Below are 20747 nucleotides of genomic sequence, written 5' to 3'. Positions count from 1 at the left end.
GCTTTTTTTCGCCTGACCGAAACCGATCAGGACTGTGGTGCGGCAGCCGTAGCAGGTGCGGTCTGAGTGCGCTCGCTCCAGCCGCCCCCAAGCGCACGGTACAGGTTGATCTCGCTAGTCAGCTGCGACAAGCGAACGCCGATCAACTGCTGCTGCGCGGTGAACAGCTGACGCTGAGCATCGAGCAGCGTCAGGTAGCTGTCCACGCCGGTACGGAAGCGACGGTCAGCGAGGTCATAGTAGCTTTCCGAGGTTTCCACCAGGCTGCGCTGAGCCTGCAGTTGCTCTTCGAAGGTACCGCGAGCCGCCAGGCCATCGGCGACTTCCTGGAAGGCGGTTTGCACCGCTTTCTCGTAGTTCGCCACCTGGATGTTCTTCTGAATCTCGGCATAGTCGAGGTTCGCGCGCAGACGGCCAGCCGTGAAGATCGGCAGGTTGATCTGCGGCTGGAACAGCCACGTGCCCGAGCCACCGTCGAACAATCCGGAAAGCTGGCTGCTGGCGGTGCCGGCGTTGGCGGTCAGGCTGATACTCGGGAAGAACGCCGCACGCGCGGCGCCAATGCTGGCGTTGGCGGCGAGCAATTCACGCTCGGCCTGCAGCACATCCGGGCGACGCTGCAGCAGGTCGGACGGCAGACCAGCCGGGACCTCAGCCAGCAGTTGCTTGTCCAGCCCCTCACCTTGCGGCAGATCGGCCGGGGCCGGGCCGCCAAGCAATACTGCCAGGGCGTTACGGTCCTGAGCGACCAGACGGGTGTACTGGGCCAGGTTGGCCTGCGCGGTCTGCACCGACGTACGCGACTGGCTCAGTGCCAGTGCGTCGGTGACGCCAACGTCGAAGCTGCGTTGAGTCAGCTCCAGGCTGCGCTGGAAAGTGCCCAAGGTTTCGCGGGTCACCTTCAGCAGCGCCTCGTCGGCCTGCAACGTCAGGTAGGCGTTGGCCACGCTGGCGATCAGGCTGATCTGAGCGCTGCGCTGCGCTTCTTCTGTGGCGAAGTACTGCTGCAACGTCTGCTCGTTGAGGCTACGCAGGCGACCAAAGAAGTCGGCTTCCCAGGAGTTCACACCGACGGTGGCGCTGTATTGCCCACCAACGGTCGAACGGCCGGTCTGCGACAAATCAGCGGGTGTGCGTTGGCGCGTGCCACTGCCATCGGCCGAGATGTTGGGGAACAACTCGGAACGCTGGATGCGGTACTGGGCGCGGTAGGCCTCGACGTTCAACGCGGCGACGCGCAGGTCGCGGTTGTTGGCCAGCGCGGTTTCCACCAGCCGTTGCAACGCCGGGTCACGCAGAAACTCGCGCCAGCCGAGATCGGCCGCGATGACCGTCCCCTGAGCTGCGCTGCCTTCATAGGCCTGACCTTGCGGCCAGGCATTGGCTACTGGCGCTTCAGGACGCTGGTAGTCGGGAATCATGCTGCAGCCGCTGAGCACGATGCTCGCGACCGCCAGAGACAACAGGGACTGCCTCACTGGACCGCCTCCTCATCATTAGGTTTTTTGACGCTCTTGTCTTTGAACATCGAGCTGACCACCACGTAGAACAGCGGAATCCAGAAGATCGCCAACACCGCCGCAGTCAGCATACCGCCGATTACACCCGTACCGATGGCGTGCTTGCTGCCGGCGCCTGCACCGCTGGAGATGGCCAGCGGAACCACACCGAGGATGAACGCCAGGGAGGTCATGATGATCGGACGCAGACGCATACGGCACGCTTCGACCGCTGCCTCGAGATGGCTCTTGCCCTCCTCGTGCAGCGCCTTGGCGAACTCGACGATCAGGATCGCATTACGTGCCGACAACCCGATGGTGGTAATCAGCCCCACCTGGAAGAACACGTCGTTGGACAAGCCGCGGCCCAGGGTGAACAGCAGCGCACCGAGGATACCGAGCGGAACGACCAGGATCACCGAGAACGGAATCGACCAGCTTTCGTACAGCGCCGCCAGGCAGAGGAACACTACCAGCAACGACAGCGCGTAAAGTGCCAGGGTCTGCGAGCCAGCCAGACGCTCCTCGTAGGATTGCCCAGTCCAGTCGTAGCCGATGCCCTGCGGCAATTCGCCAGCGATACGCTCGACCTCGGCCATTGCTTCACCGGAGCTGTGGCCCGGTGCCGGTGCACCGAGAATCTCGATTGCGCTTACGCCGTTGTAACGCGAGAGCTTCGGCGAGCCGTAAGTCCACTCACCGGAGGCGAAGGCACTGAACGGCACCATCTGACCCTGATCATTACGCACGTGCCACTTGTTCAGATCCTCGGGGTTCATCCGCGCGTCGCTTTCGCCCTGCAGATAGACCTTCTTGACCCGACCCTTGTCGATGAAGTCGTTGACGTAGCTGCCGCCCCAACCGATCTGCAGGGTGCTGTTCACATCCGCGAGGGACACACCGAGGGTGCGAACCTTTTCGTCATCGATCAGCAACTTGTACTGCGGCTCATCGAGCAACCCGTTGGCGCGCACGCTGCTGAGCACCGGGCTTTGGTTGGCCAGTTGCAGGAACTTGTCACGGGCCTCGTTCAGGGTGGCCTGGCCAACACCGGCGCGGTCCTGCAGGAACAGGTTGAAGCCGGTGGCGTTACCCAATTCCATGACAGCTGGCGGGGCGAAGGCGAAGACCATGGCGTCACGGAACTCGCCGCCGAAGAATCGGCCTTGCGCCCGTTGTGCCAGGTCGAACACGCTGGTGCCGTCAGCGGTACGCTCGGACCACGGCTTGAGCATGATGAACGCCATACCCGAGCTCTGGCCGCGGCCGGCGAAGTTGAAGCCGGTCACGGTGAACACCGAGTTGACCACGTCTTTTTCGTCTTCGAGCAGGTACTTGCGCATGTCGTCGACGACCGCCTGGGTACGCTGAGCGCTGGAGCCGGACGGCGTCTGCACCTGGGCGAACAGCACACCCTGATCTTCCTCGGGCAGGAACGCCGACGGAATCAGGGTAAACAGCCAGCCGGCGACTGCAACGATAACTGCGTAGATGATCAGGAACGGCGCCTTGCGCTTGACCACCCCACGTACGCCGCGCTCGTAGCTGTCCACGCTGCGCTCGAAGGTGCGGTTGAACCAGCCGAAGAAACCGCGCTTCTCGTGATGATCGCCCTTGGCGATCGGCTTGAGCATGGTGGCGCACAGGGCCGGGGTAAAGATCAGCGCGAGGATCACCGACAACACCATGGCCGAAACGATGGTGATCGAGAACTGCCGGTAGATCACACCCACCGAGCCGCCGAAGAAGGCCATTGGCAGCAGTACCGCCGACAGCACCACGCCGATGCCCACCAGCGCACCCTGTATCTGGCCCATGGATTTGCGTGTGGCCTCGAGCGGCGACAAGCCTTCCTCACGCATCACCCGCTCGACGTTTTCGACCACCACGATGGCATCGTCCACGAGCAGACCGATGGCCAGAATCATCGCAAACATGGTCAGGGTGTTGATGCTGTAGCCGAACACCGCCAGCACGCCGAAGGTACCCAACAGCACCACTGGCACGGCCAGGGTCGGGATCAGCGTGGCACGGAAGTTCTGCAGGAACAGGTACATCACCAGGAACACCAGCACGAAGGCTTCGATCAGGGTCATGACCACGCCGTGAATCGACTCCTCGACCACGGGCGTGGAGTCATACGGCATTACCACTTCCATGCCGGCCGGGAAGAACGGCTTCAGCTCGTCAATGGTGGCGCGAATGGCTTTGGCGGTGTCCAGGGCGTTGGCACCGCTGGCCAGCTTGATCGCCAGGCCGGATGCCGGGTTGCCGTTGAATTGCGCACGGATGTTGTAGTTCTCGCCGCCGAGTTCGACCTTGGCGACATCACCGAGGCGCACCTGGGAGCCGTCACGGTTGACCTTGAGCAGGATGTCGCGGAACTGCTCGGGAGTCTGCAGGCGCGTCTTGCCGATAATCGTGGCATTGAGTTGCTGCCCCGGAGATGCCGGCAAACCGCCGAACTGGCCCGAGGATATCTGCACGTTCTGCGCCTGGACGGCACTGCGCACATCGGTCGGGGTCAGCTGGTAGTTGTTGAGCTTGGCCGGATCCAGCCAGATACGCATGGCGTACTGAGCACCGAACACCTGGAAGTCACCAACGCCCGAGGTACGTGAAATCGGGTCCTGCATGTTAGCGACGATGTAGTTGGAGAGATCCTGGTTGGTCATGCTGCCGTCAGTGGAAACCACACCGATCACCAACAGGAAGTTCTTCACCGCCTTGGTAACCCGCAGACCCTGCTGCTGCACTTCCTGAGGCAGCAGCGGCGTCGCCAGCTGCAGCTTGTTCTGCACCTGAACCTGAGCGATGTCCGGGTTGGTGCCCTGGTTGAAGGTGACGGTGATCTCCATGCTGCCATCGGAGTTGCTCGCCGAGCTGATGTAACGCAGCCCGTCGATACCGTTCATCTGCTGCTCGATCACCTGTACCACGGTGTCCTGCACGGTCTGCGCAGAGGCACCCGGGTAGTTGACCTGGATGCTCACGGCCGGCGCCGCGATGCTCGGGTACTGGTTGACCGGCAATTTGAGAATGGACAGACCGCCTGCCAGCATGATCACCAAGGCGATCACCCAGGCGAAAATCGGCCTGTCGATGAAGAAATTCGACATCGTGTAATCGCTCCTTAGCGGCTTTCAGCCTGGTCAGCGGCCGGCTTCGGCTCGGCCACGTTCTTCGCCTCGGTGGTTTTCACCTCGGCGCCCGGCTGCACGAACTGCAGGCCTTCGGTGATCAGCTTGTCGCCGGCACTCAGACCTTCGCGGATCACCCAGCGGTTACCGTCGGTGCGCTCAGCCTGGAGCTGACGCAGTTCGACCTTGTTCTCGGCATTGACCACCAGCGCGGTGGGCTCACCTTTGGCGTTGCGCGTCACGCCCTGTTGCGGCGCGAGGATGGCCTGCTGATTGACGCCAGCGGCGAGGCGCGCATGCACGAACATGCCTGGCAGCAGGGTGTGGTCCGGGTTAGGGAACACGGCGCGCAGGGTGACTGAGCCAGTGCCCTCATCAACCGACACTTCAGAGAATTCAAGCTTGCCGTCGTGCGGGTAGGTGCTGCCGTCTTCCAGGCGCAATTGCACCTTCGCGGCGTTTTCACCCACTTTCTGCAACTGACCGCTTTCCAGGTCACGGCGCAGGCGTAGCAGGTCCCTGCTCGGCTGGGTCACGTCGACATAAATGGGGTCGAGCTGCTGGATGGTGGCCATGGCGTTGGTCTGGCCGCTGCTGACCAGCGCACCCTCGGTGACTGCCGAACGGCCGATGCGGCCAGCGATTGGCGCGAGCACTTTGGTGTATCGCACGTTGATGCGCGCCTGTTCCAGCGCCGCTTCCGCCTGCAAGCGAGAGGCCTGGGCTTCGTCATAAGCCTGACGACTCACTGCCTGATCGGCGACCAAGTCCTTGTAGCGCTCTGCCAGGGATTTTGCAGACGCCAGGGTGGCCTGGGCGCTTTTGGCAGCGGCCTCGTATACCGCCGCATCGATCTGATACAGCTGCTGGCCGGCTTTGACTTCCGAACCTTCCTTGAACAGGCGCTTCTGGATGATGCCATCGACCTGCGGGCGTACTTCGGCAATCCGGTACGCAGCGGTACGGCCGGGCAGCTCGGTGGTCAGCGTGTAGGGCTCAGCCTGCAACGTCACGATGCCGACGGTAGGCGCCTGGCGCGGTGGTGGCGCTGCCTCTTCGCTGCAACCAGCGAGCATCAGCGTGGCCAGAGCGATAGCGGAAACCATAGCGGCGAAGGCTGGCTTCTTCTGCATCTGAAAGAACCTCATTGTCATATTGATTCGAGCCGCGCGGGCGGTACCTGGCAGATAGCCGAGGTGAATAGTAGGAATAGACGGTAAATATACTTACATTCGAGAATGTTTGTAAACGCATCTTTTGTGTAACACTGTGGCGATCTAAGACTTCAGCCCAGGCTGTACATCCATTTTTTTCTGTGTGGTAACTGCTCAATGGCGAGACGCACCAAAGAGGAAGCCGAAGAGACCCGGGCGCACATCCTTGATGCAGCCGAACGTGTGTTCTACGACAAAGGCGTGTCCAGCACCTCGCTGGCGGATATCGCAACATCGGCCGGCGTAACACGCGGCGCGATCTATTGGCATTTCCAGAACAAGGTCGACGTTTTCCAGGCCATGCTCGACCGCCTCATGCTGCCCCAGGAAGAACTGGCGCAGGCCTGTGAGAGCGAAGACGAGCCCGACCCGCTGGGCCACATGCGCCAGCTATTGGTGCAACTGCTCATGCGCATGCACAGCGACGCTCAATGCCGGCGCGTTGGGGAAATCCTCCAGTACAAGTGCGAATACACCGCCGAACTCGGCGATCTGCGTCAACAGATGCAAGCCTTCAACCAAGATTGCGACCAGCGCATTGCAAAAACGTTACGCAATGCAGTCAACCGAGGCCAGCTGCCTGCCGATCTGGATTGCCAACGGGCCGCCATCTGCCTGCACGCCTATATGGATGGCATCCAGGCGCACTGGCTGCTCAATCCCGATGCCTATGACCTCGGCGCCCACGCCCACGCGATGGTCGAGGCGATGATCGACATGCTGCTGCACAGCCGCGCCCTGCGCAGCGCCTGAGCTAATCACATCGTCCCGCTGTAAGACCTTCTGTGCATACCCGTCGATGCCTGCGTTGCTTACACTCACCCCACCCATCAGCGCAGCGGCAGAATGCCGCCGCGCGTGAACGGCTCGACTCACTGCCAGACCTGCGCAAAAGGATGGCCCATGTCAGCACGCACCCTGCTCCTCACCGCCGTTGCCATGCTCGCCTTCGCGGGTAACTCGCTGCTCTGCCGCTTGGCTCTAAAAACCACGCAGATCGACCCTGCCACCTTTACCAACCTGCGCCTGCTTAGCGGAGCCTTAATGCTGGCGCTGCTGCTGCGTCTGCGCCAGCGTGGCTTCCCGGTCGGAGGCAGCTGGTACGGCGCCGCCGCGCTGTTCATTTATGCGGCAGCGTTTTCCTTCGCCTATGTCAGCCTCGATGCCGGCACAGGCGCACTGCTGCTGTTCGGCGCGGTGCAGATCAGCATGCTGCTGTGGGGATGGCGACAAGGGGAGCGGCCGAGTTCGGCAAGCCTTGCCGGCTTGTCGCTGGCGTTTGCCGGGCTGCTGGTGCTGTTGCTGCCGGGCGCCAGTGCGCCGGCCCTCGCACCCTCATTGTTGATGCTTATCGCAGGCGCGGCTTGGGGCGCCTATTCGCTGCTGGGCCGCGGCAACAGCGACGCACTCGCCGCCACTACCGGCAACTTTCTGCGCTGCGTACCCATCGCGATACTGCTCAGCTTGGTACTGACGTACAGCGCCCGCTGGGACATGGCCGGTGCTCTTTACGCCCTGGCCTCCGGCGCGTTGGCGTCCGGCCTTGGTTACGCGATCTGGTACACGGCCATCAGCGAGCTCAAGGCCATTCAGGCGGCAACCGTCCAGCTCAGCGTGCCGATCATCACCGCCTTGGCTGGCAGCCTGCTTCTCGGCGAAGCCCTGACTCTGCGTTTGAGCCTCAGCTCGCTGGCCGTACTCGGTGGCATCGCCTTGGTACTCGGCGCCCGGCAACGCGCAAAGGCCTGAGCCGAACACAGCCCGGAGTGGTCACAACAGCACGTTCGATAACCGGAGAAACGCCATGCGCTTTGCTGGCCGGCTACGCCATCTGACTGTTCTTTTACTGATAACGGGCCTCTGCGCCTGCGCCAGTTTGACGCCGCGCGACCCGCTGCATATCGACCTGGTCGGCCTCGAGCCATTGCCTGGCGAGGGCCTGGAGATGCGCTTTGCAGTGAAGTTGCGCGTACAGAACCCCAACGAAAGCGCTATCGACTTCAACGGCGTATCGCTGCAGCTGGACATCAACGATCAGCCGTTAGCCCGTGGCGTCAGCGACCAACAAGGTCAGGTGCCGCGTTTTGGCGAGGCGATCATCCGCGTACCGGTAACCATTTCCGCTTACTCGGTGCTTCGCCAGGCGTGGGGCGCCAGCGGCCATCAGCCTGGGCAGAGCCTGCCGTACCAACTGCGTGGCAAACTCGCCGATGGCCTTTTCGGTACCCGCCGCTTCAGTGACAGCGGCCAGCTGACGTGGCCGCCGGCGCAGCCCGCCGTCAGGTAGCGGGCTCGTTTTCCGGGAGGATCTGCTTGTCGCCGGGCTCTTTGCCCTCTTTCGAGAAATGCTCGATGACTGCGTTGAGCTCGGCACCGAACAGCAGTACTGCGCAGGAGATGTGCAGGTACAGCAGGAAAATGATGATTGCGCCGATGCTGCCGTAGGTGGCGTTGTAGTTGGCGAAATTCTGCGCGTAGTAGGCAAAACCCAGTGATGCGCCAATCCACACCACCACGGCCAGCACCGAGCCAGGCGTGATGAAGCGGAACCGCTGCTCCACATCAGGCGCCACGAAGTACACCACCGCCACCACGATCATCAACAGAGAAATCGCCACCGGCCAGCGCAGCCAATTCCACAGCGTGACCACGATCTGCTCGATACCGATCTGATGCGCCAGCCAGTTCATCACTTGCGGCCCAAGCACCATAAGCGCCGCTGCAGTGAGCAGCGCGGCGGCGATGCCGATGGTGTAGAACAGCGACAGCGGAATGCGCTTCCAGGGCTTGCGGCCTTCCTTCACGCCATAGGCCTTGTTCATCGCGTCCATGGTCGAGCGCACCGCCGAAGAAGCCGTCCACAGCGCCACCACGATACCAATCGAGAACAGCCCGGCCTTCTGGGTTTGCAACTGATCGATCACCGGATTGACCAGCTCTACCGTCGACAGTGGCAGCACCAGCTCGGCCTGCTGGCGAAGCCAGTCGAAGAACGGCTGCATATCCAGCAGGCTGATCAGCGCGACCAGAAACAACAGGAAGGGAAACAGCGAAAAGAACATCTGGAACGCCAGGGCCGACGCGTAGGTAGGCAGCTCGTCCTCGATGAAGTCAATCACCGTCTTCTTCATCACCTGGAACAGGCTGACACCCTGCAAGTTGGGTAAAAACATAGCGCCTCCGCTGGCTATGGCTGGCCGCCTGCGTGCGGCCGGTTGAATCGTCGACAGGTGCAGCGGCCGATTACCGATCAGCCCCCCGCTCTCGCTTGGAGGTACCGAACCCGGCATGAGTTCGGCTTATCCGCACTGCGCAGCGTACAGCTGGTAACAGTTGTACGCTTAATTGCTGCGCAAGGGCGCTCTAGACTGGCTGGCTGTTTTGCCAAGGAGGCACTGATGCACAGACAAACGCTCAATCCGGATTGCGTATTCGACACCCTGCAGTATGGCTTCAGCCAGGCCGTGATCAGCCAGGGCGGGCGGCGTTTGCACCTTTCCGGGCAGATCGGCGTGGATGAGCACGAGCGCCTGGTCGGTGATGACCTGGCCAGCCAGACCCGCGCAGCCCTGCACAACGTGCGCAGGCTTATCGAACACGCCGGCGGCGACATGGCGCACGTGCTGGTGATGCGCATCTATATTGCCGTGGCAGCCCGCGACGACCAGGCGTGCATCGTCGAGACGCTGCGCGAATACTTTCCCGAGCAGCCGCCTGCCACCTCCTGGATCGTGGTCAGTGGCCTGTCGGAGCCGCAGTGGCTGGTCGAGATCGAAGCCGAAGCGCTGCTGCCGGACGCCTGACGCCGCGCTTCTGCGGGCAGTCAAAAAACCCTATATAATCTGCGGCCTTTTTATCACCGGCCTCAGAAGGATTCCCCGTGAGCACGCTGCCTCCCTGCCCCGCCTGCAACTCCGAATACACCTACGAAGACGGCACCCAGCTGGTCTGCCCGGAATGTGCCCATGAATGGTCGGCCACCGCCAGCGAAGCGTCTGGCGATGACGCCAAGGTGATCAAGGATTCGGTTGGCAACGTGCTGCAGGACGGCGACACCATCACCGTGATCAAGGACCTCAAGGTCAAGGGCTCGTCGCTGGTGGTCAAGGTCGGCACCAAGGTCAAGGGTATCCGCCTGGTCGATGGCGATCACGACATCGACTGCAAGATCGACGGCATCGGCGCGATGAAACTCAAATCCGAGTTCGTCAGAAAGGTCTGACTGCGAGCAGCGCGCTGCACAGGCGCCGACTCACTGCACGGGCAGGAAGTTCAGGAACAGCAAGCTGTGCGCATAGTTGACGCCGATGCGTCGGTAGCGCTCGTCGAGTACATCGCTGAGGTAATCAAGGCGGGCAACGATCTTGCCGAACTCGACGGCGAAGCTCAGGTTGCGCCCTTGCTCGGAGATCTCGTTGGACAACAGCAGCGGGTTTCCCTGGGCATCGCGCCGGGTCGCAAGCAGCCAGGTGGCTTTCTCGATATTACGCGCCGCGTTGTGCACGAACTGCGCGTCGATGGAGTCGGTGAGATAGAACTGCGTACGCCCGCCATGGGCGGTCACCAGCATGCTGCCGATGGCATAGATGAAGGCGCCGACGCGGTCGCCTTCGAATTCGCTGCTCAATGCGTAGCTGAGCGCCACGATATCCTGCCGACCGGCCAGCGATGGCGGCGGCCTCCCCTCTTCGATGGCCTGCTGCACGGCGCGCTGGGTCGCGTCGCGGTCACCCAACCCGCTCTTGCGCCATTCCCGCGGGTTACGCTGGTAGAGCTTGTCCATCAGCCGGTACAAGCTGTTGAGGTTGTTGCGCATGCCGATGGTTGCAACGCGGTCCGAACTGGTCTGGAACAGCTCACCGGGCGTGGCAGCAGCACTGTTGCTGATAAAGGCGCCGTTATTCTGATTACGGGCACACCCGCTCAGGCAAAGCACCATCGCCATCAAAACCAGGCCCTGCCAGCAGGTGCTGCGGCGCGGCACGCAAGACGCCGTCAGCGGGGTGACGGCGGGTGATTCGATAGCTAAAGAAGCGTGCGAGTAATCCATTAACTCACGGCCCATCCTTCTGCAGATGGCATAACACTAGCAAGCAGATTGCCCTTATGCCCGTTACGGCGTCACGTTTGTCACGTACACCCGTCACGGGATAGACCCTCGACAGCCCGGCAAAGTTTTCCTGCCCCTGAAATTAGCCTTACTAAGCCCAGGGATACGGCTGATGTTTGCAATCTTTACCCATTGAGAAAGCTTCTCGATCAACCTGCAATGCTATGTTTCCCCGCCCTGAAGATTCCGGCACTTCGTCCGCGATCCATCACCACCAAGGAGCATCATTCAGGTGAACAAGGCCACTCTAATTACTGTGCTGGCACTGGCAATTGCCGGCTGCAGCCACAACAGTTCACAACAACCTGGTAGCGTCCGCGTAGCCCAGGCCGGTGAGCAGGTCGAAATTGCCGCCAATCCCAAGCGAGTCGTCAGTTTCGATTTCGGCAGTTACGACACCATGATCGCGCTGGGCGTGGGTGACCGAGTGGTCGCAACGCCTGCAAGCGTGCCGCCCTACCTGGCCGATAAGACCGGCACGCTTCGCGATGCTGGCGGGATGAAAAAACCTGAGGTCGACACGGTGCGCAACCTGCAACCCGAGCTGATTCTGATTACCGGGCGCCAGGGTGAGAGCCGCGCCGCGCTGCAGCAGATCGCACCGACCCTGGATATGGCCATTACCGGTGACGACTACTTCGCGGGGGTCGCTCACAACGTCACGTTGCTCGGGCAGCTGTTCGGCAAGGCCACCGAGGCCAACCAGGCACTCGCAAGGCTCGGCGCCAAGGCCGAGAGCGCGCGCCAAGCCATCGCCGCATCCGGCAAAAGGACTCTGGTGCTGACCCACAACGACGGTCGCTTCGCGCCAACCGAACAGTCGGTGATCTATTCCCTGCTGCAAGCGCCGCGCGCCTTGCCGGCTCCCCCAGCACAGGCGCCCGATGCGCCGCGGCAGCGCCCACAGCCGCTCAGCGCTGAAAACATCGCGGCCGCCAACCCGGAGGTGATATTCATCATCGACCGCAGCGCAGCCATCGGTGCCACGCCGCTGGACGTCGCCACGCTGGCCGACTCGCCACTGGCCAGCACGCCAGCCGCCCAGGCCAAGCGCATTGTCTACCTCGATCCGCCGCTGTGGTACCTGTCCGGCGGTGGTCTGCAGAGCCTCGATCTGCAAATCGATCAGGTGCTCGCGGCATACCGCTAGCGACTGACAGCCCCTCTGCGCGGTTCGATGGAAGCGACACCCAGGGCATTGCCTTGGGTGTCGCACGTTGCGCGAGCTCAGGCCGCCCGGTGCTGTGAACGTTTCGGCAACGTGGCCAGCAGCAAGCCGGCAAAGATCATCGCGCCGCCGATCCAATGGAAGACCTGCAGCGCCTCGCCCAACAATACCCAGCCAAGAATCGCCGTGAACACCGGCATCAGGTAATTGCCCATGGCCGCCGTCGACGCGCCGAGCACCTTCACGCCGTTGTTCCAGCCCAGATAAGCCACCAGCGATGCGAACACTGCGGTGTAACCAATGGCGGCCAGATTCGCCGGCGTTGCAAGCAATTGCGCGCCAGTGGACAGCTCATAGAGATACAGCGGCAGAATCAACGGCACGCCGAGCAGCATGAATATTCCCAGCAGCGCCAGCGGCGGGATGGGTGCCAGGTATGCTGCCCAGCGGCGCAGCAGCACGGTATAGAGCGCCCAGTCGACCACCGCCATCAACATGATCAGGTCGCCGCGGTTGAACTCCAGCCGGGCGAGGGTCTGCCAGTCTCCACGACAGATCAGCACCAGCAGCCCCAATACCGCCACCGCCATGCCCCACCAGGCGCGGCGGGTTGGCCACGCGCCGAGCAGCAACCCGGCAAAGATGAAGGTCATCAGCGGAACGCAGGTGTTGACCAGAGTGATGTTGATGGCGGCGGTGGTCTGCGCGGCGCTGTACAAGAAGGTGTTGTAGCCGGCGATACCGAATGCAGCGATAAGCAGCAGGCGCCAGCTTGCATGTCGCACCTCGGCGCGATGTCTCCAGATGGGTAACGCCACGAAGGGCAGCACGATCACCAGGGCCAGGCTCCAGCGCCAGAAGGCCAGCGCAAACGGCGGGATTTCGCCGGCAAACGCGCGCGCTACGAGCGCGTTGCCGGCCCAGCACAACACGGCCACCAGAACCCCAGCGATGGCCAGCGAGCGAGATGATCCTGTCGTGCTCATGATTGCAATGGGCGCAGGCGGTATTGCTCGGGTAACTGCTCGGCACCGCTCACGGTCACGTCGAGGTCTTTCCAGCGACCATCCTTGAGGCCGTAGATGCAGCCGTGCACAGAAAGCGACTGACCGCGGTGCCAGGCGTTCTGAATGATGCTGGTGCGGCTGACATTGCCGACCTGCTTCATCACGTTCAGCTCGCACAGGCGGTCCACCCGCGCTTCCTCGTCGGTGAAGCCGGCCAGGTGTTCATGCTGCTCGTAATAGAGGTCGCGGATATTGCGCAGCCAGCCATCAATGAGACCGAACTGGGTGTCGTGCATGGCCGCACGCACACCGCCACAGCCGTAGTGGCCGGTCACCAGGATGTGGCGAACCTTGAGCACATCGACCGCGTACTGGATTACCGACAGGCAATTGAGGTCGGTGTGCAGCACCACGTTCGCCACATTACGGTGCACGAACAGCTCGCCAGGCAGCAGGCCGACGATATCGTTGGCCGGCACGCGGGCGTCCGAACAGCCAATCCACAGGTACTCCGGCGTCTGCTGGCGCGCCAGGCGTGGAAAGAAGTCCGGATCGTTCTGGGTAATGTTCTCTGCCCAGCGCTCATTGTTGTCGAACAGGTGCTTAAGGTCGCTCATCCCAGTCGCTCCGGAAAAGGTCGATGCGCACCATACGGATGCATCGGCCTTTTTGACAAGACGATTTCTGCGCCGGCTGAGCACTGCGGGCAGGGCTGCCCCGACGAAACGCTGAATCTTTGCGTCTGCATGACCGTCCATAGCGGGTAGCCATCGACAGATAAGAGGTCGTCATGACTGACAAACAGCCGGAAAACAGCGAACCACCCGAGAGCCATTCACGGTCGGGGAGCTTTTCATCCCGTGGCCAGTGTCCAGCGGGGCAGACGCATAGCGACGCGCACGCCAGGCAACAGCCGTGCGCGGGCAAGCCAGCCGATGAGCAAGAAGACAGCGATGGCGCACCCGCGCTGTTGGACAAATACGATTTGAGCCTGGTCGATGAGGAACGCGAACTGCGGCGTCAGGCGCGCCGCTGATGTATCACTCGACGAGGGTGCAGGCCATCACCAGCGCATCTTCACGACCACCCGGCGCCGGGTAGTAATCGCGGCGCCGGCCAATCTCGTTGAAGCCGTAGCGCTCATAAAGACGATAGGCCGACTGATTGCTTGAGCGCACTTCGAGGAAACACTCGCCAGCCTTGAGCTGAGCGGCGCGCTCCATCAGGTGCTCGAGCAACCGCAGGCCCAATCCGCGACCCTGGCTTTCTGGCTTTACGGTGATGTTGAGCAGGTGCGCCTCATCGATGATCACGTTGATCACCCCGTGGCCGACCTGCTGGCTGCCTTCGAACATCAGCCACACTTCGTAGGATTTCAGGCTGTCGAGAAAGATGCCGCGCGTCCACGGATGGCTGAAAGCCGCGTATTCGATCTTCAACACCGCCTCGATATCCGCCTCGGTCGCCCGGCGGAAGGAAATTGCCTCGCTCATGCCGAAGCCTCCAGCCAGCGACGACGTACCCGCTGCATGGCCTGCCACAACTCGCGCTTGCGCTGCGGCTCGTCCATCAGCAGCTCCAGCCCCGGCAACGCCCACGCGGCGCCCAGTTCTTCGACTTGCAGCTCGCGGTTGTAGGCCTCGGCATCCGCGTCGCCGGCGAAGCGGATCGCCGGCAGGCCGATCAGCCACAGGCAGGCGCAGGGTTCCTGCTCCTCCAGCCGCGCGCCGATAAAACTCTGCACGAAGTCCAGGGCCGCCTGCGGGCCCTGATCCATATTGCCGCGCACCAGCAAGGGCCAACGCACCGGCTCGCCGATAATCTGCGGCGCATCCGGCAGGCCGGCAGCACGCAGCAGATCCTTGAGCAGCAGGTAGGACGGGTCGCGACTCTGGAACGGCTCGCCCGTAGGCAGCTCGACCAGCAACGCACAGCTGCCGGCACGCAACAGCTGCAGGGCGAACCGCGGCGGCGGTACCGGGCGCTCACGTACCGGCGTACTGACTTCGGCAGCAGCTGCGGGCTCGCTGGCCTTGGCAGCACCAGGCTTGGGCACTTCGATGCGTGGCCGCTCGCGGACCGCATCGTTGCTAGCGGGCGCCACCCCCGGCGAGGCTGGCGGCGCCTTCGCCTGAGGCGCTGCGGCTACTTGAGGCTCGGGCTCCGGCTCGAAGGCAACCAGCAGCTCGGGCCGCGACGGCGCCGCGAAGGGCAGTTCGACACGCGGCAGCCAGCTGGCCACTTGCATGGCATCCAGATAAGCGCGGCGTCGCAGCTCGGTGTTCAAATCTTGGGTACCCGGCACATCGATTTTCAAGGGCGCTGATTGTCGCGTGAATCGCCGGCTGCGGGTAGCCCTCTCGCCAGGCTAATCATCGGCGCACGCTGCATGTTGCTTGAGCAGACTGACGAACGCCTGAGCCGGCGGGCTCAGGTAACAGGGCTTGCGCTGCAGCACGCCAATGCCGCGCAAAGGCGCATGCGGCAGCGGATGCACGGACAGGCTGCCGCCGGCATTGAAGGTATCCGCCACGCTTGCCGGTAGCAGCGCATAGCCCAGCCCCGCACGCGCCAGCGCTGCTGCGCTGCTCATGTAGGCCACCTCCCAGCGCGGCGCGGGCACCAGGCCCATGCGTTCGAGAGTCTGGTCGGCCATGGTGCGCAGGCTGGTATCTCGGGTAGTGGCGATGTAATCCAGCTCGCGCACGGCCGCGACCAGGCCGCCTGCAGGCAGCTTACTCAAGCCTTGAACCAGCAGAACCAGGCTGTCGTCATAAAGCGCTTGAAAATCCAGTACGCCGGGCTCTTCGGCCACCGAGGTGATGGCGAAGTCCACTTCGGCAGCGCTGACCCACTGGCGAATTTCCCCGGCACGACCGTCGCGCAGGCTGATCTCGATACCCGGATAACGCCGGCGATACTCAACGAGCACCCGAGGCAGCGGCTCGATGGCCACCGACGGCAGCACGCCGATGCGCAACGAGCCGCTCTGCAGGTGCACCTGCTCGTGAGCGTCGTGCACCGCGTTGTGCATGTCGCGCAACAACCGCCGCGCCTGTTCCAGAAAGCGCACCCCGGCCTCGGTCAGCTCCACGCTGCGCGTGTTGCGCGCGAACAGCGACAGCCCCAGCGCCTCTTCCAGCTTGCGCAGGCTGTAGCTGAGCGCCGGCTGCGACAGGTGAATCTGCTCGGCGGCGCGACTGAAGCTGCGCTGCTCGGCGATCAATACGAAGGCCTGCAGCTGGCGGAAGCTGATGTCCATGATCACCGCTCTTATAAAATTAACTTATCAATTGATATCACATTTCGAATTCACAACTAAATCCGCACGCTGCACCCTGCCAGCAGACCTCGACCCGGATCAATAACGATGACAACAGTCCATATCGGTTGTGGGGCCGGCTTCGCCAATGACCGGCCCGATGCTGCCTTGGCGCTGGCCAGCGACCTGGCCGCGCGTGACGGCCGCCGCTTCCTGTTCTTCGAACTGCTCGCCGAACGCACCCTTGCTGAAGCGCAACTGCGCCGCCTGGCTGATACCGAAAGCGGTTACGCCACACGCCTGTTCGACTTTCTCGAGCCGGTGCTGGAGACCTGCCTGGCGGCCGGCATTCCGATCATCACCAATGGTGGCGCGGCCAATCCCAGCGCCGCCGGCCGACGCCTGCGCCACCTTCTGCAAGGCACCCGCTTCGCCGCGGCGCGCATCGCCTGCGTACTGGGTGACGATCTGCTCGACTCGAACGACGCGCTGCAACGTTGGCTGCCCGAGTCTCTGGACGGCCAAGTGGTGTCGGTCAATGTCTACACCGGTGCCGATGGTATCGTTCAGGCCCTCGACGAAGGTGCCGATATCGTCCTTTGTGGTCGCGTGGCCGACCCCAGCCTGGCGGTCGGCCCGTTGCGCCATGCCTTCGGCTGGCAGGCCGATGACTGGGACCGCGTCGCCCTGGCCACTACGGTGGGCCACTTGCTCGAATGCTGCACCCAGGTCACTGGTGGCTACTTCGCCCACCCCGGTCTCAAGGACGTGCCGGACCTGGCCAATGTCGGCTGCCCGATCGCCAGCATCCAGGCCGATGGCCGCCTGACCATCGGCAAAGCGGCTGGCACTGGCGGCTGCGTTACCGAGCGCACGGTCAAGGAACAGCTGCTCTACGAAGTGCATGACCCGGCCGCTTACCTGACCCCCGACGTGACCCTGGATCTCACCCAGGCACGGGTGCGCCAGGTCGGCCCCGACCGGGTCGAGGTCGAAGGCGTGCGCGGCCATCCACGCCCAGCCGAACTCAAGGGGCTGGTCGGCCTGCGCGGGAAATGGTTTGCCGAAGCGGAAATCTCCTACGCTGGGCCCGGCGCCCTGCCCCGCGCCGTGCTGGCCCGCGACATTCTGCTGCAACGCTGCGCGCGCCTGGCGCCGCAGCTCACACCCTGGATCGACCTGATCGGCGTCGCCAGCCTGTTCAACGATGCCCGCGGCGAATGGCTGCAGCAGCGCCTGGCCCAGACGCCTGACCCGCAGGACGTGCGCCTGCGCATCAGCTTCGTCGACCAGGATCAGGCCCTGCTGGAAAACCTGCTGCTCGACGCCGAGTCGCTGTACACCAATGGCCCGGCAGGCGGCGGCGGCGTGCGGCGGCACCTGAGCGAGTCGCTGGGTACCGCGAGTTTTCTGATCCCACGCACCGAGGTGCAGCAACGGGTGGAGTGGTTCTGATGACCGAAAACGTAGTGCTGTGTGATTACGCCCATGCCCGCGCGGGCGACAAGGGCAACATTCTGAGCGTCGCGATATTCGCCTACGACCCGGCGCATTACGCCTGGCTGGCCGCCGAGCTCACCGTGGAGCGCGTGGCGAGCTGCCTGGCTCACCGGCAGATCGGCCGCGTGCGCCGCTATGAGCTACCGAATCTGGGCGGCTTCAACTTCGTGGTGGAAAACGCCCTGGAGGGTGGCGTGAATGCCAGCCCCGGCATCGACCGGCACGGCAAGAGCCTCAGCTACCTATTGCTCGACCTGAGGCTACCCGCGCCTGCATAGCGCCCGCGCGTTCAGCCTTGCGACTCCAACAATAATAAAATCGGAGAGATCAACATGATCACCGCCCTCGGCTTCACCCTGATGTTCGTCATCGTCGCGCTGATTCTGATGCGCCGCGTTACCCCGCTGGTGGCGTTCGTCACCTTGCCGGTGATTGCCTGCCTGATCGCCGGTTTCGGCCTGAGCGAGATCGGCAAGTTCATCACAGAAGGCCTGAAGGCAGTCGCGCCTACGGCCACCCTGTTCATCTTCGCCATCCTCTATTTCGGCGTGATGCGCGAGCGCGGCCTGTTCGCTCCACTGGTCACCTTCCTGCTCAAATGCACCAAAGGCCGCCCACTGGCAGTGGCGATCGTCACGGTGGCGGTGACTGCCGTCACGCACCTGGACGGCATCGGCGCGGCGACCTTCTTGCTGGTCATCCCCGCCATGCTGCCGCTGTACCTACGCCTGGGCATGAGCCGCGAGATGCTGCTGTGCCTGGTGGTACTCAGCGCCGGGGTGATGAACATGGTGCCGTGGGGCGGTACCACTGCCCGCGCTTCGGCAGTGACCGGCATCGATGCCTCGCAACTGTGGATCTCGCTGATCCCGATCCAGCTGATCGGCTTGGCACTGGTAATGGGCCTGGCGGTATTCCTCGGTTTGCGCGCTCAGCGCCATCTCGCCAACAGTGGCGTGGTGACGGGCCAGTACGCCCCAGATCAAACCCCTGCTGCGGATACCGCACACCTGCTCAGCCCAAGGGACTGGCGTTACTGGGCCAATCTGACGCTGACCGTAATCATTCTTGTGTGCCTGTTCACTGGCGCGTTTCCACTGTTCGCCTGCTTCATGGTCGGCCTCGGCGTGGCGCTGGTGCTCAATTATTCGAGCCTGGAGCAACAGAACAAAGCCGTGCTGCGCCACGCCAGCGATGCCATGCAGATGGCCCTGGTCATGCTCGCGGCAGGCATTCTGCTCGGCGTGCTGGCCGGTGCTGGCATGTCCGAGGGCATGGCGCACTGGATGATCAACATCCTGCCCGAGGGCTCGGCCAACTGGCTGCACGTGATCATTGGCGCCTTCGGTGTACCGCTGGGCATGCTGTTCTCGCCGGATGCCTATTACTTCGCGCTGCTGCCGGTGATTCGTGATGTTGCGGTGGCAGCCGGTGTTGATCCGGCATCCGTGGCCAATGCCATGCTGATCGGCGAGAACACCGGTTTCGGCGTCAGCCCGGTGGTGCCCAGTGTTTACCTGGCCATTGGCCTGGCGGGCGTGGAGCTTTACAAGCACATCCGCTACACGGTGCTGTGGGCCTGGGGTATCAGTCTGGTAATGCTGGCGAGCGCCGTGCTGCTGGGCGTCGTCACCGTATAAAAAGCCCGAGACAGCAACAAAAAGGATCGCCGAGGCGATCCTTTTTTGTTGAAGGTGAAAACAGATCAGGGCTTGGGTTGCAGAATCTCGATCCACAGCGCGCCATCACCCGATTTCGCTTCGCCAACTCGCTTCAGGCTGCCTTTATCACCGATGGCATAGCTGCCCACCGTCTGGCTCTTCTCGCCAGTCACCAGCAGCCACTTGCCACTGGGGAAGAAGGCGATGTTACGCGGCTGCTTTTCCTCGACCGGGTAGTTGCCGACAAAACTCAGGCTGCCGCTGTCGGGATCGACCTTGAAGGCCGACACCGAACTGGTGGTGCGCTCGGTGATGTACAGCAGCGTGCCGTCTGGCGACAGGCGGATGTCGGCGGCCCAGATGCGCGGCGTCGGGTCATCCTTGAGGTCGTTGTTGGCGGCGCTGCGCGCCTCACCCTGAGCAAGGCCCAGGCTGGCAGGAATACCGTCAGCATGGCTGACCTGCTTCAGCGCGCCGCTATCAGGGTTGATGGCGTAGCCCGTCACGGCGCCACTGAGTTCGCCGACCACGTAGAGGAACTTGCCGTTGGGCGAGAACACGATGTGCCGCGGCCCGGTCTTGGCGGTTGTGCTGGCGTAGCCGTCGCCGATGGGCGTAAGCGCGCCGGTTTTCTTGTCCTGGCTGAACTGCAGCACCTTGTCGGCGCCCAGGTTGCCGGCATAGACGAAACGGTCGCTGATATCGCTGCGAATCGAGTGGGCGAACGGGCCGGTCTTATACACCGCAACCTTTTCCGACACCTGCTGTTCGGCATCAATGGCCTGCACGGTAAGCACCGCGCCACCGTAGGAAGCGCCCATCAGAAAACGGCCACTACGGTCCGTGGAGATGTACGCCAGGCTGTCCGCCAGCGGCGCCTGGCTGCGTTTCTGCAGATGCCCGGTCTTCGCGTCGATGCTGTAGACCAGCACCGTGAACGGCGCGACGCGCTGTGCCGCGAACAACGTGGTGCCATCCGGCGACAGCGCCATGGGATTGACCTTGTCACCCGCCTTGGTCTGCTCGACCAGGGAGATGGCCCCACTGCTTTCATCCAACTGGTACTGGGAAATCAGCCCGTCGTTGGGGCTGGAAATGTAGGCAAAGGGCGCAGCGGCGTGGGCTGGAAGCGCCAGCGATGAAGCGAGTGCGGTGGCGAGCAGGAGCGGCTTGAACATGATGGGTG

Annotated in this window: 21 protein-coding genes; 10 read left to right on the top strand and 11 right to left on the bottom strand. The window is 63.0% G+C overall.

What is annotated here, in order from left to right; genetic code table 11:
* Nucleotides 1-26 precede the first annotated feature (26 nt).
* From BLS60_RS00150 to BLS60_RS00140, 3 genes are read right to left on the bottom strand one after another with little or no spacing between them, the layout of a single operon-like run.
* Complete coding sequence (locus BLS60_RS00150) at nt 27-1478, bottom strand: AdeC/AdeK/OprM family multidrug efflux complex outer membrane factor (protein ID WP_092363341.1); 1452 nt, start codon at nt 1476-1478, stop codon at nt 27-29.
* The gene (locus tag BLS60_RS00145) at nt 1475-4618 is read right to left on the bottom strand and encodes an efflux RND transporter permease subunit (protein WP_092363338.1); all 3144 of its coding nucleotides are present in this window, start codon (nt 4616-4618) and stop codon (nt 1475-1477) included. Before BLS60_RS00145 ends, BLS60_RS00150 begins: the two co-directional genes overlap by 4 nt.
* Before the next feature lie 14 nt (nt 4619-4632).
* Nucleotides 4633-5772: an efflux RND transporter periplasmic adaptor subunit gene (locus BLS60_RS00140; protein ID WP_070881164.1), complete on the bottom strand. Its 1140-nt coding sequence runs from the start codon at nt 5770-5772 to the stop codon at nt 4633-4635.
* A 198-nt stretch (nt 5773-5970) separates the two neighbouring features.
* On the opposite strand from BLS60_RS00140, the gene BLS60_RS00135 reads away from it, so the two are divergent.
* The 3 genes from BLS60_RS00135 to BLS60_RS00125 all read left to right on the top strand — a co-directional run bounded on the left by BLS60_RS00135 (nt 5971) and on the right by BLS60_RS00125 (nt 8140).
* Complete coding sequence (locus BLS60_RS00135) at nt 5971-6606, top strand: TetR family transcriptional regulator (protein ID WP_070881163.1); 636 nt, start codon at nt 5971-5973, stop codon at nt 6604-6606.
* 150 nt (nt 6607-6756) lie between these two features.
* The gene (locus tag BLS60_RS00130; RefSeq protein ID WP_092363335.1) at nt 6757-7602 is read left to right on the top strand and encodes a DMT family transporter; all 846 of its coding nucleotides are present in this window, start codon (nt 6757-6759) and stop codon (nt 7600-7602) included.
* Nucleotides 7603-7657: 55 nt separating this feature from the next.
* The gene (locus BLS60_RS00125; protein WP_092363332.1) at nt 7658-8140 is read left to right on the top strand and encodes an LEA/WHy family protein; all 483 of its coding nucleotides are present in this window, start codon (nt 7658-7660) and stop codon (nt 8138-8140) included.
* Here BLS60_RS00125 and BLS60_RS00120 read toward each other — a convergent pair.
* Nucleotides 8133-9026: a YihY/virulence factor BrkB family protein gene (locus BLS60_RS00120; RefSeq protein WP_070881160.1), complete on the bottom strand. Its 894-nt coding sequence runs from the start codon at nt 9024-9026 to the stop codon at nt 8133-8135. The genes BLS60_RS00125 and BLS60_RS00120 overlap by 8 nt on opposite strands.
* A gap of 225 nt (nt 9027-9251) precedes the next feature.
* On the opposite strand from BLS60_RS00120, the gene BLS60_RS00115 reads away from it, so the two are divergent.
* Nucleotides 9252-9656 carry a RidA family protein gene (locus BLS60_RS00115; protein ID WP_092363329.1) on the top strand — a complete coding sequence of 135 codons (405 nt, stop codon included), beginning with the start codon at nt 9252-9254 and terminating at the stop codon, nt 9654-9656.
* A gap of 77 nt (nt 9657-9733) precedes the next feature.
* Nucleotides 9734-10075 carry a zinc ribbon domain-containing protein YjdM gene (locus tag BLS60_RS00110; RefSeq protein WP_092363326.1) on the top strand — a complete coding sequence of 114 codons (342 nt, stop codon included), beginning with the start codon at nt 9734-9736 and terminating at the stop codon, nt 10073-10075.
* Nucleotides 10076-10105: 30 nt separating this feature from the next.
* Here BLS60_RS00110 and BLS60_RS00105 read toward each other — a convergent pair whose 3' ends face one another.
* Nucleotides 10106-10798, bottom strand: a complete 693-nt coding sequence (locus BLS60_RS00105) for a hypothetical protein (protein ID WP_092365205.1) — start codon at nt 10796-10798, stop codon at nt 10106-10108.
* A gap of 397 nt (nt 10799-11195) precedes the next feature.
* Between BLS60_RS00105 and BLS60_RS00100 the strand changes: the two genes are divergently transcribed.
* Entirely contained in the window at nt 11196-12113 is a 918-nt protein-coding gene (locus tag BLS60_RS00100) for an ABC transporter substrate-binding protein (RefSeq protein WP_092363323.1), read from the top strand.
* Nucleotides 12114-12190: 77 nt separating this feature from the next.
* On the opposite strand, the gene BLS60_RS00095 is transcribed toward BLS60_RS00100, so the two are convergent.
* Both BLS60_RS00095 and can read right to left on the bottom strand, forming a co-directional pair.
* Nucleotides 12191-13117 carry a DMT family transporter gene (locus BLS60_RS00095; RefSeq protein WP_092363319.1) on the bottom strand — a complete coding sequence of 309 codons (927 nt, stop codon included), beginning with the start codon at nt 13115-13117 and terminating at the stop codon, nt 12191-12193.
* The gene (gene can, locus BLS60_RS00090; protein ID WP_070881157.1) at nt 13114-13755 is read right to left on the bottom strand and encodes a carbonate dehydratase; all 642 of its coding nucleotides are present in this window, start codon (nt 13753-13755) and stop codon (nt 13114-13116) included. The genes BLS60_RS00095 and can overlap by 4 nt, the downstream gene beginning before the upstream one ends.
* 173 nt (nt 13756-13928) lie before the next feature.
* Between can and BLS60_RS00085 the strand changes: the two genes are divergently transcribed.
* Entirely contained in the window at nt 13929-14174 is a 246-nt protein-coding gene (locus BLS60_RS00085; RefSeq protein WP_092363316.1) for a hypothetical protein, read from the top strand.
* Nucleotides 14175-14178: 4 nt separating this feature from the next.
* On the opposite strand, the gene rimI is transcribed toward BLS60_RS00085, so the two are convergent.
* The 3 genes from rimI to BLS60_RS00070 all read right to left on the bottom strand — a co-directional run bounded on the left by rimI (nt 14179) and on the right by BLS60_RS00070 (nt 16400).
* Nucleotides 14179-14631 (bottom strand): ribosomal protein S18-alanine N-acetyltransferase, encoded by a 453-nt coding sequence (gene rimI, locus BLS60_RS00080; protein ID WP_092363314.1) that lies wholly within the window; start codon nt 14629-14631, stop codon nt 14179-14181.
* A complete protein-coding gene (locus tag BLS60_RS00075; protein ID WP_420848415.1) occupies nt 14628-15386 on the bottom strand; it encodes an energy transducer TonB in 759 nt (252 codons plus the stop codon). The genes rimI and BLS60_RS00075 overlap by 4 nt, the downstream gene beginning before the upstream one ends.
* Before the next feature lie 120 nt (nt 15387-15506).
* A complete protein-coding gene (locus BLS60_RS00070) occupies nt 15507-16400 on the bottom strand; it encodes a LysR family transcriptional regulator (RefSeq protein WP_092363311.1) in 894 nt (297 codons plus the stop codon).
* A 108-nt stretch (nt 16401-16508) separates the two neighbouring features.
* Here BLS60_RS00070 and BLS60_RS00065 point away from each other — a divergent pair, with 108 nt between their 5' ends.
* The 3 genes from BLS60_RS00065 to BLS60_RS00055 are packed head-to-tail and all read left to right on the top strand — an operon-like array spanning nt 16509 to nt 19540.
* Nucleotides 16509-17855, top strand: coding sequence for an acyclic terpene utilization AtuA family protein (locus BLS60_RS00065; RefSeq protein WP_092363308.1), 1347 nt, complete (start codon nt 16509-16511; stop codon nt 17853-17855).
* Nucleotides 17855-18178 carry an AtuA-related protein gene (locus tag BLS60_RS00060; RefSeq protein WP_092363306.1) on the top strand — a complete coding sequence of 108 codons (324 nt, stop codon included), beginning with the start codon at nt 17855-17857 and terminating at the stop codon, nt 18176-18178. Before BLS60_RS00065 ends, BLS60_RS00060 begins: the two co-directional genes overlap by 1 nt.
* A 54-nt stretch (nt 18179-18232) precedes the next feature.
* Nucleotides 18233-19540: a CitMHS family transporter gene (locus tag BLS60_RS00055; protein WP_092363303.1), complete on the top strand. Its 1308-nt coding sequence runs from the start codon at nt 18233-18235 to the stop codon at nt 19538-19540.
* A gap of 65 nt (nt 19541-19605) precedes the next feature.
* On the opposite strand, the gene BLS60_RS00050 is transcribed toward BLS60_RS00055, so the two are convergent.
* Nucleotides 19606-20739: a lactonase family protein gene (locus BLS60_RS00050; RefSeq protein WP_092363300.1), complete on the bottom strand. Its 1134-nt coding sequence runs from the start codon at nt 20737-20739 to the stop codon at nt 19606-19608.
* Between the last annotated feature and the right edge of the window lie 8 nt (nt 20740-20747).

It is taken from the genome of Phytopseudomonas seleniipraecipitans, assembly GCF_900102335.1.
Classification (GTDB): domain Bacteria; phylum Pseudomonadota; class Gammaproteobacteria; order Pseudomonadales; family Pseudomonadaceae; genus Aquipseudomonas; species Aquipseudomonas seleniipraecipitans.
The sequence above is the reverse complement of the archived record's forward strand: the minus strand, read 5'-3'. Positions and strand labels throughout refer to the sequence as shown.

What these genes read in the sequence shown, in the direction of transcription:
- BLS60_RS00135 (WP_070881163.1), top strand. Translation starts at nt 5,971, where the DNA reads ATGGCGAGACGCACCAAAGAGGAAGCCGAAGAGACCCGGGCGCACATC.
- BLS60_RS00115 (WP_092363329.1), top strand. Translation starts at nt 9,252, where the DNA reads ATGCACAGACAAACGCTCAATCCGGATTGCGTATTCGACACCCTGCAG.
- BLS60_RS00070 (WP_092363311.1), bottom strand. Translation starts at nt 16,400, where the DNA reads ATGGACATCAGCTTCCGCCAGCTGCAGGCCTTCGTATTGATCGCCGAG.
- BLS60_RS00060 (WP_092363306.1), top strand. Translation starts at nt 17,855, where the DNA reads ATGACCGAAAACGTAGTGCTGTGTGATTACGCCCATGCCCGCGCGGGC.
- BLS60_RS00085 (WP_092363316.1), top strand. Translation starts at nt 13,929, where the DNA reads ATGACTGACAAACAGCCGGAAAACAGCGAACCACCCGAGAGCCATTCA.
- BLS60_RS00105 (WP_092365205.1), bottom strand. Translation starts at nt 10,798, where the DNA reads ATGGCGATGGTGCTTTGCCTGAGCGGGTGTGCCCGTAATCAGAATAAC.
- can (WP_070881157.1), bottom strand. Translation starts at nt 13,755, where the DNA reads ATGAGCGACCTTAAGCACCTGTTCGACAACAATGAGCGCTGGGCAGAG.
- BLS60_RS00125 (WP_092363332.1), top strand. Translation starts at nt 7,658, where the DNA reads ATGCGCTTTGCTGGCCGGCTACGCCATCTGACTGTTCTTTTACTGATA.
- BLS60_RS00050 (WP_092363300.1), bottom strand. Translation starts at nt 20,739, where the DNA reads ATGTTCAAGCCGCTCCTGCTCGCCACCGCACTCGCTTCATCGCTGGCG.
- BLS60_RS00140 (WP_070881164.1), bottom strand. Translation starts at nt 5,772, where the DNA reads ATGCAGAAGAAGCCAGCCTTCGCCGCTATGGTTTCCGCTATCGCTCTG.
- BLS60_RS00145 (WP_092363338.1), bottom strand. Translation starts at nt 4,618, where the DNA reads ATGTCGAATTTCTTCATCGACAGGCCGATTTTCGCCTGGGTGATCGCC.
- rimI (WP_092363314.1), bottom strand. Translation starts at nt 14,631, where the DNA reads ATGAGCGAGGCAATTTCCTTCCGCCGGGCGACCGAGGCGGATATCGAG.
- BLS60_RS00095 (WP_092363319.1), bottom strand. Translation starts at nt 13,117, where the DNA reads ATGAGCACGACAGGATCATCTCGCTCGCTGGCCATCGCTGGGGTTCTG.
- BLS60_RS00120 (WP_070881160.1), bottom strand. Translation starts at nt 9,026, where the DNA reads ATGTTTTTACCCAACTTGCAGGGTGTCAGCCTGTTCCAGGTGATGAAG.
- BLS60_RS00065 (WP_092363308.1), top strand. Translation starts at nt 16,509, where the DNA reads ATGACAACAGTCCATATCGGTTGTGGGGCCGGCTTCGCCAATGACCGG.
- BLS60_RS00055 (WP_092363303.1), top strand. Translation starts at nt 18,233, where the DNA reads ATGATCACCGCCCTCGGCTTCACCCTGATGTTCGTCATCGTCGCGCTG.
- BLS60_RS00130 (WP_092363335.1), top strand. Translation starts at nt 6,757, where the DNA reads ATGTCAGCACGCACCCTGCTCCTCACCGCCGTTGCCATGCTCGCCTTC.
- BLS60_RS00075 (WP_420848415.1), bottom strand. Translation starts at nt 15,386, where the DNA reads ATGCAAGTGGCCAGCTGGCTGCCGCGTGTCGAACTGCCCTTCGCGGCG.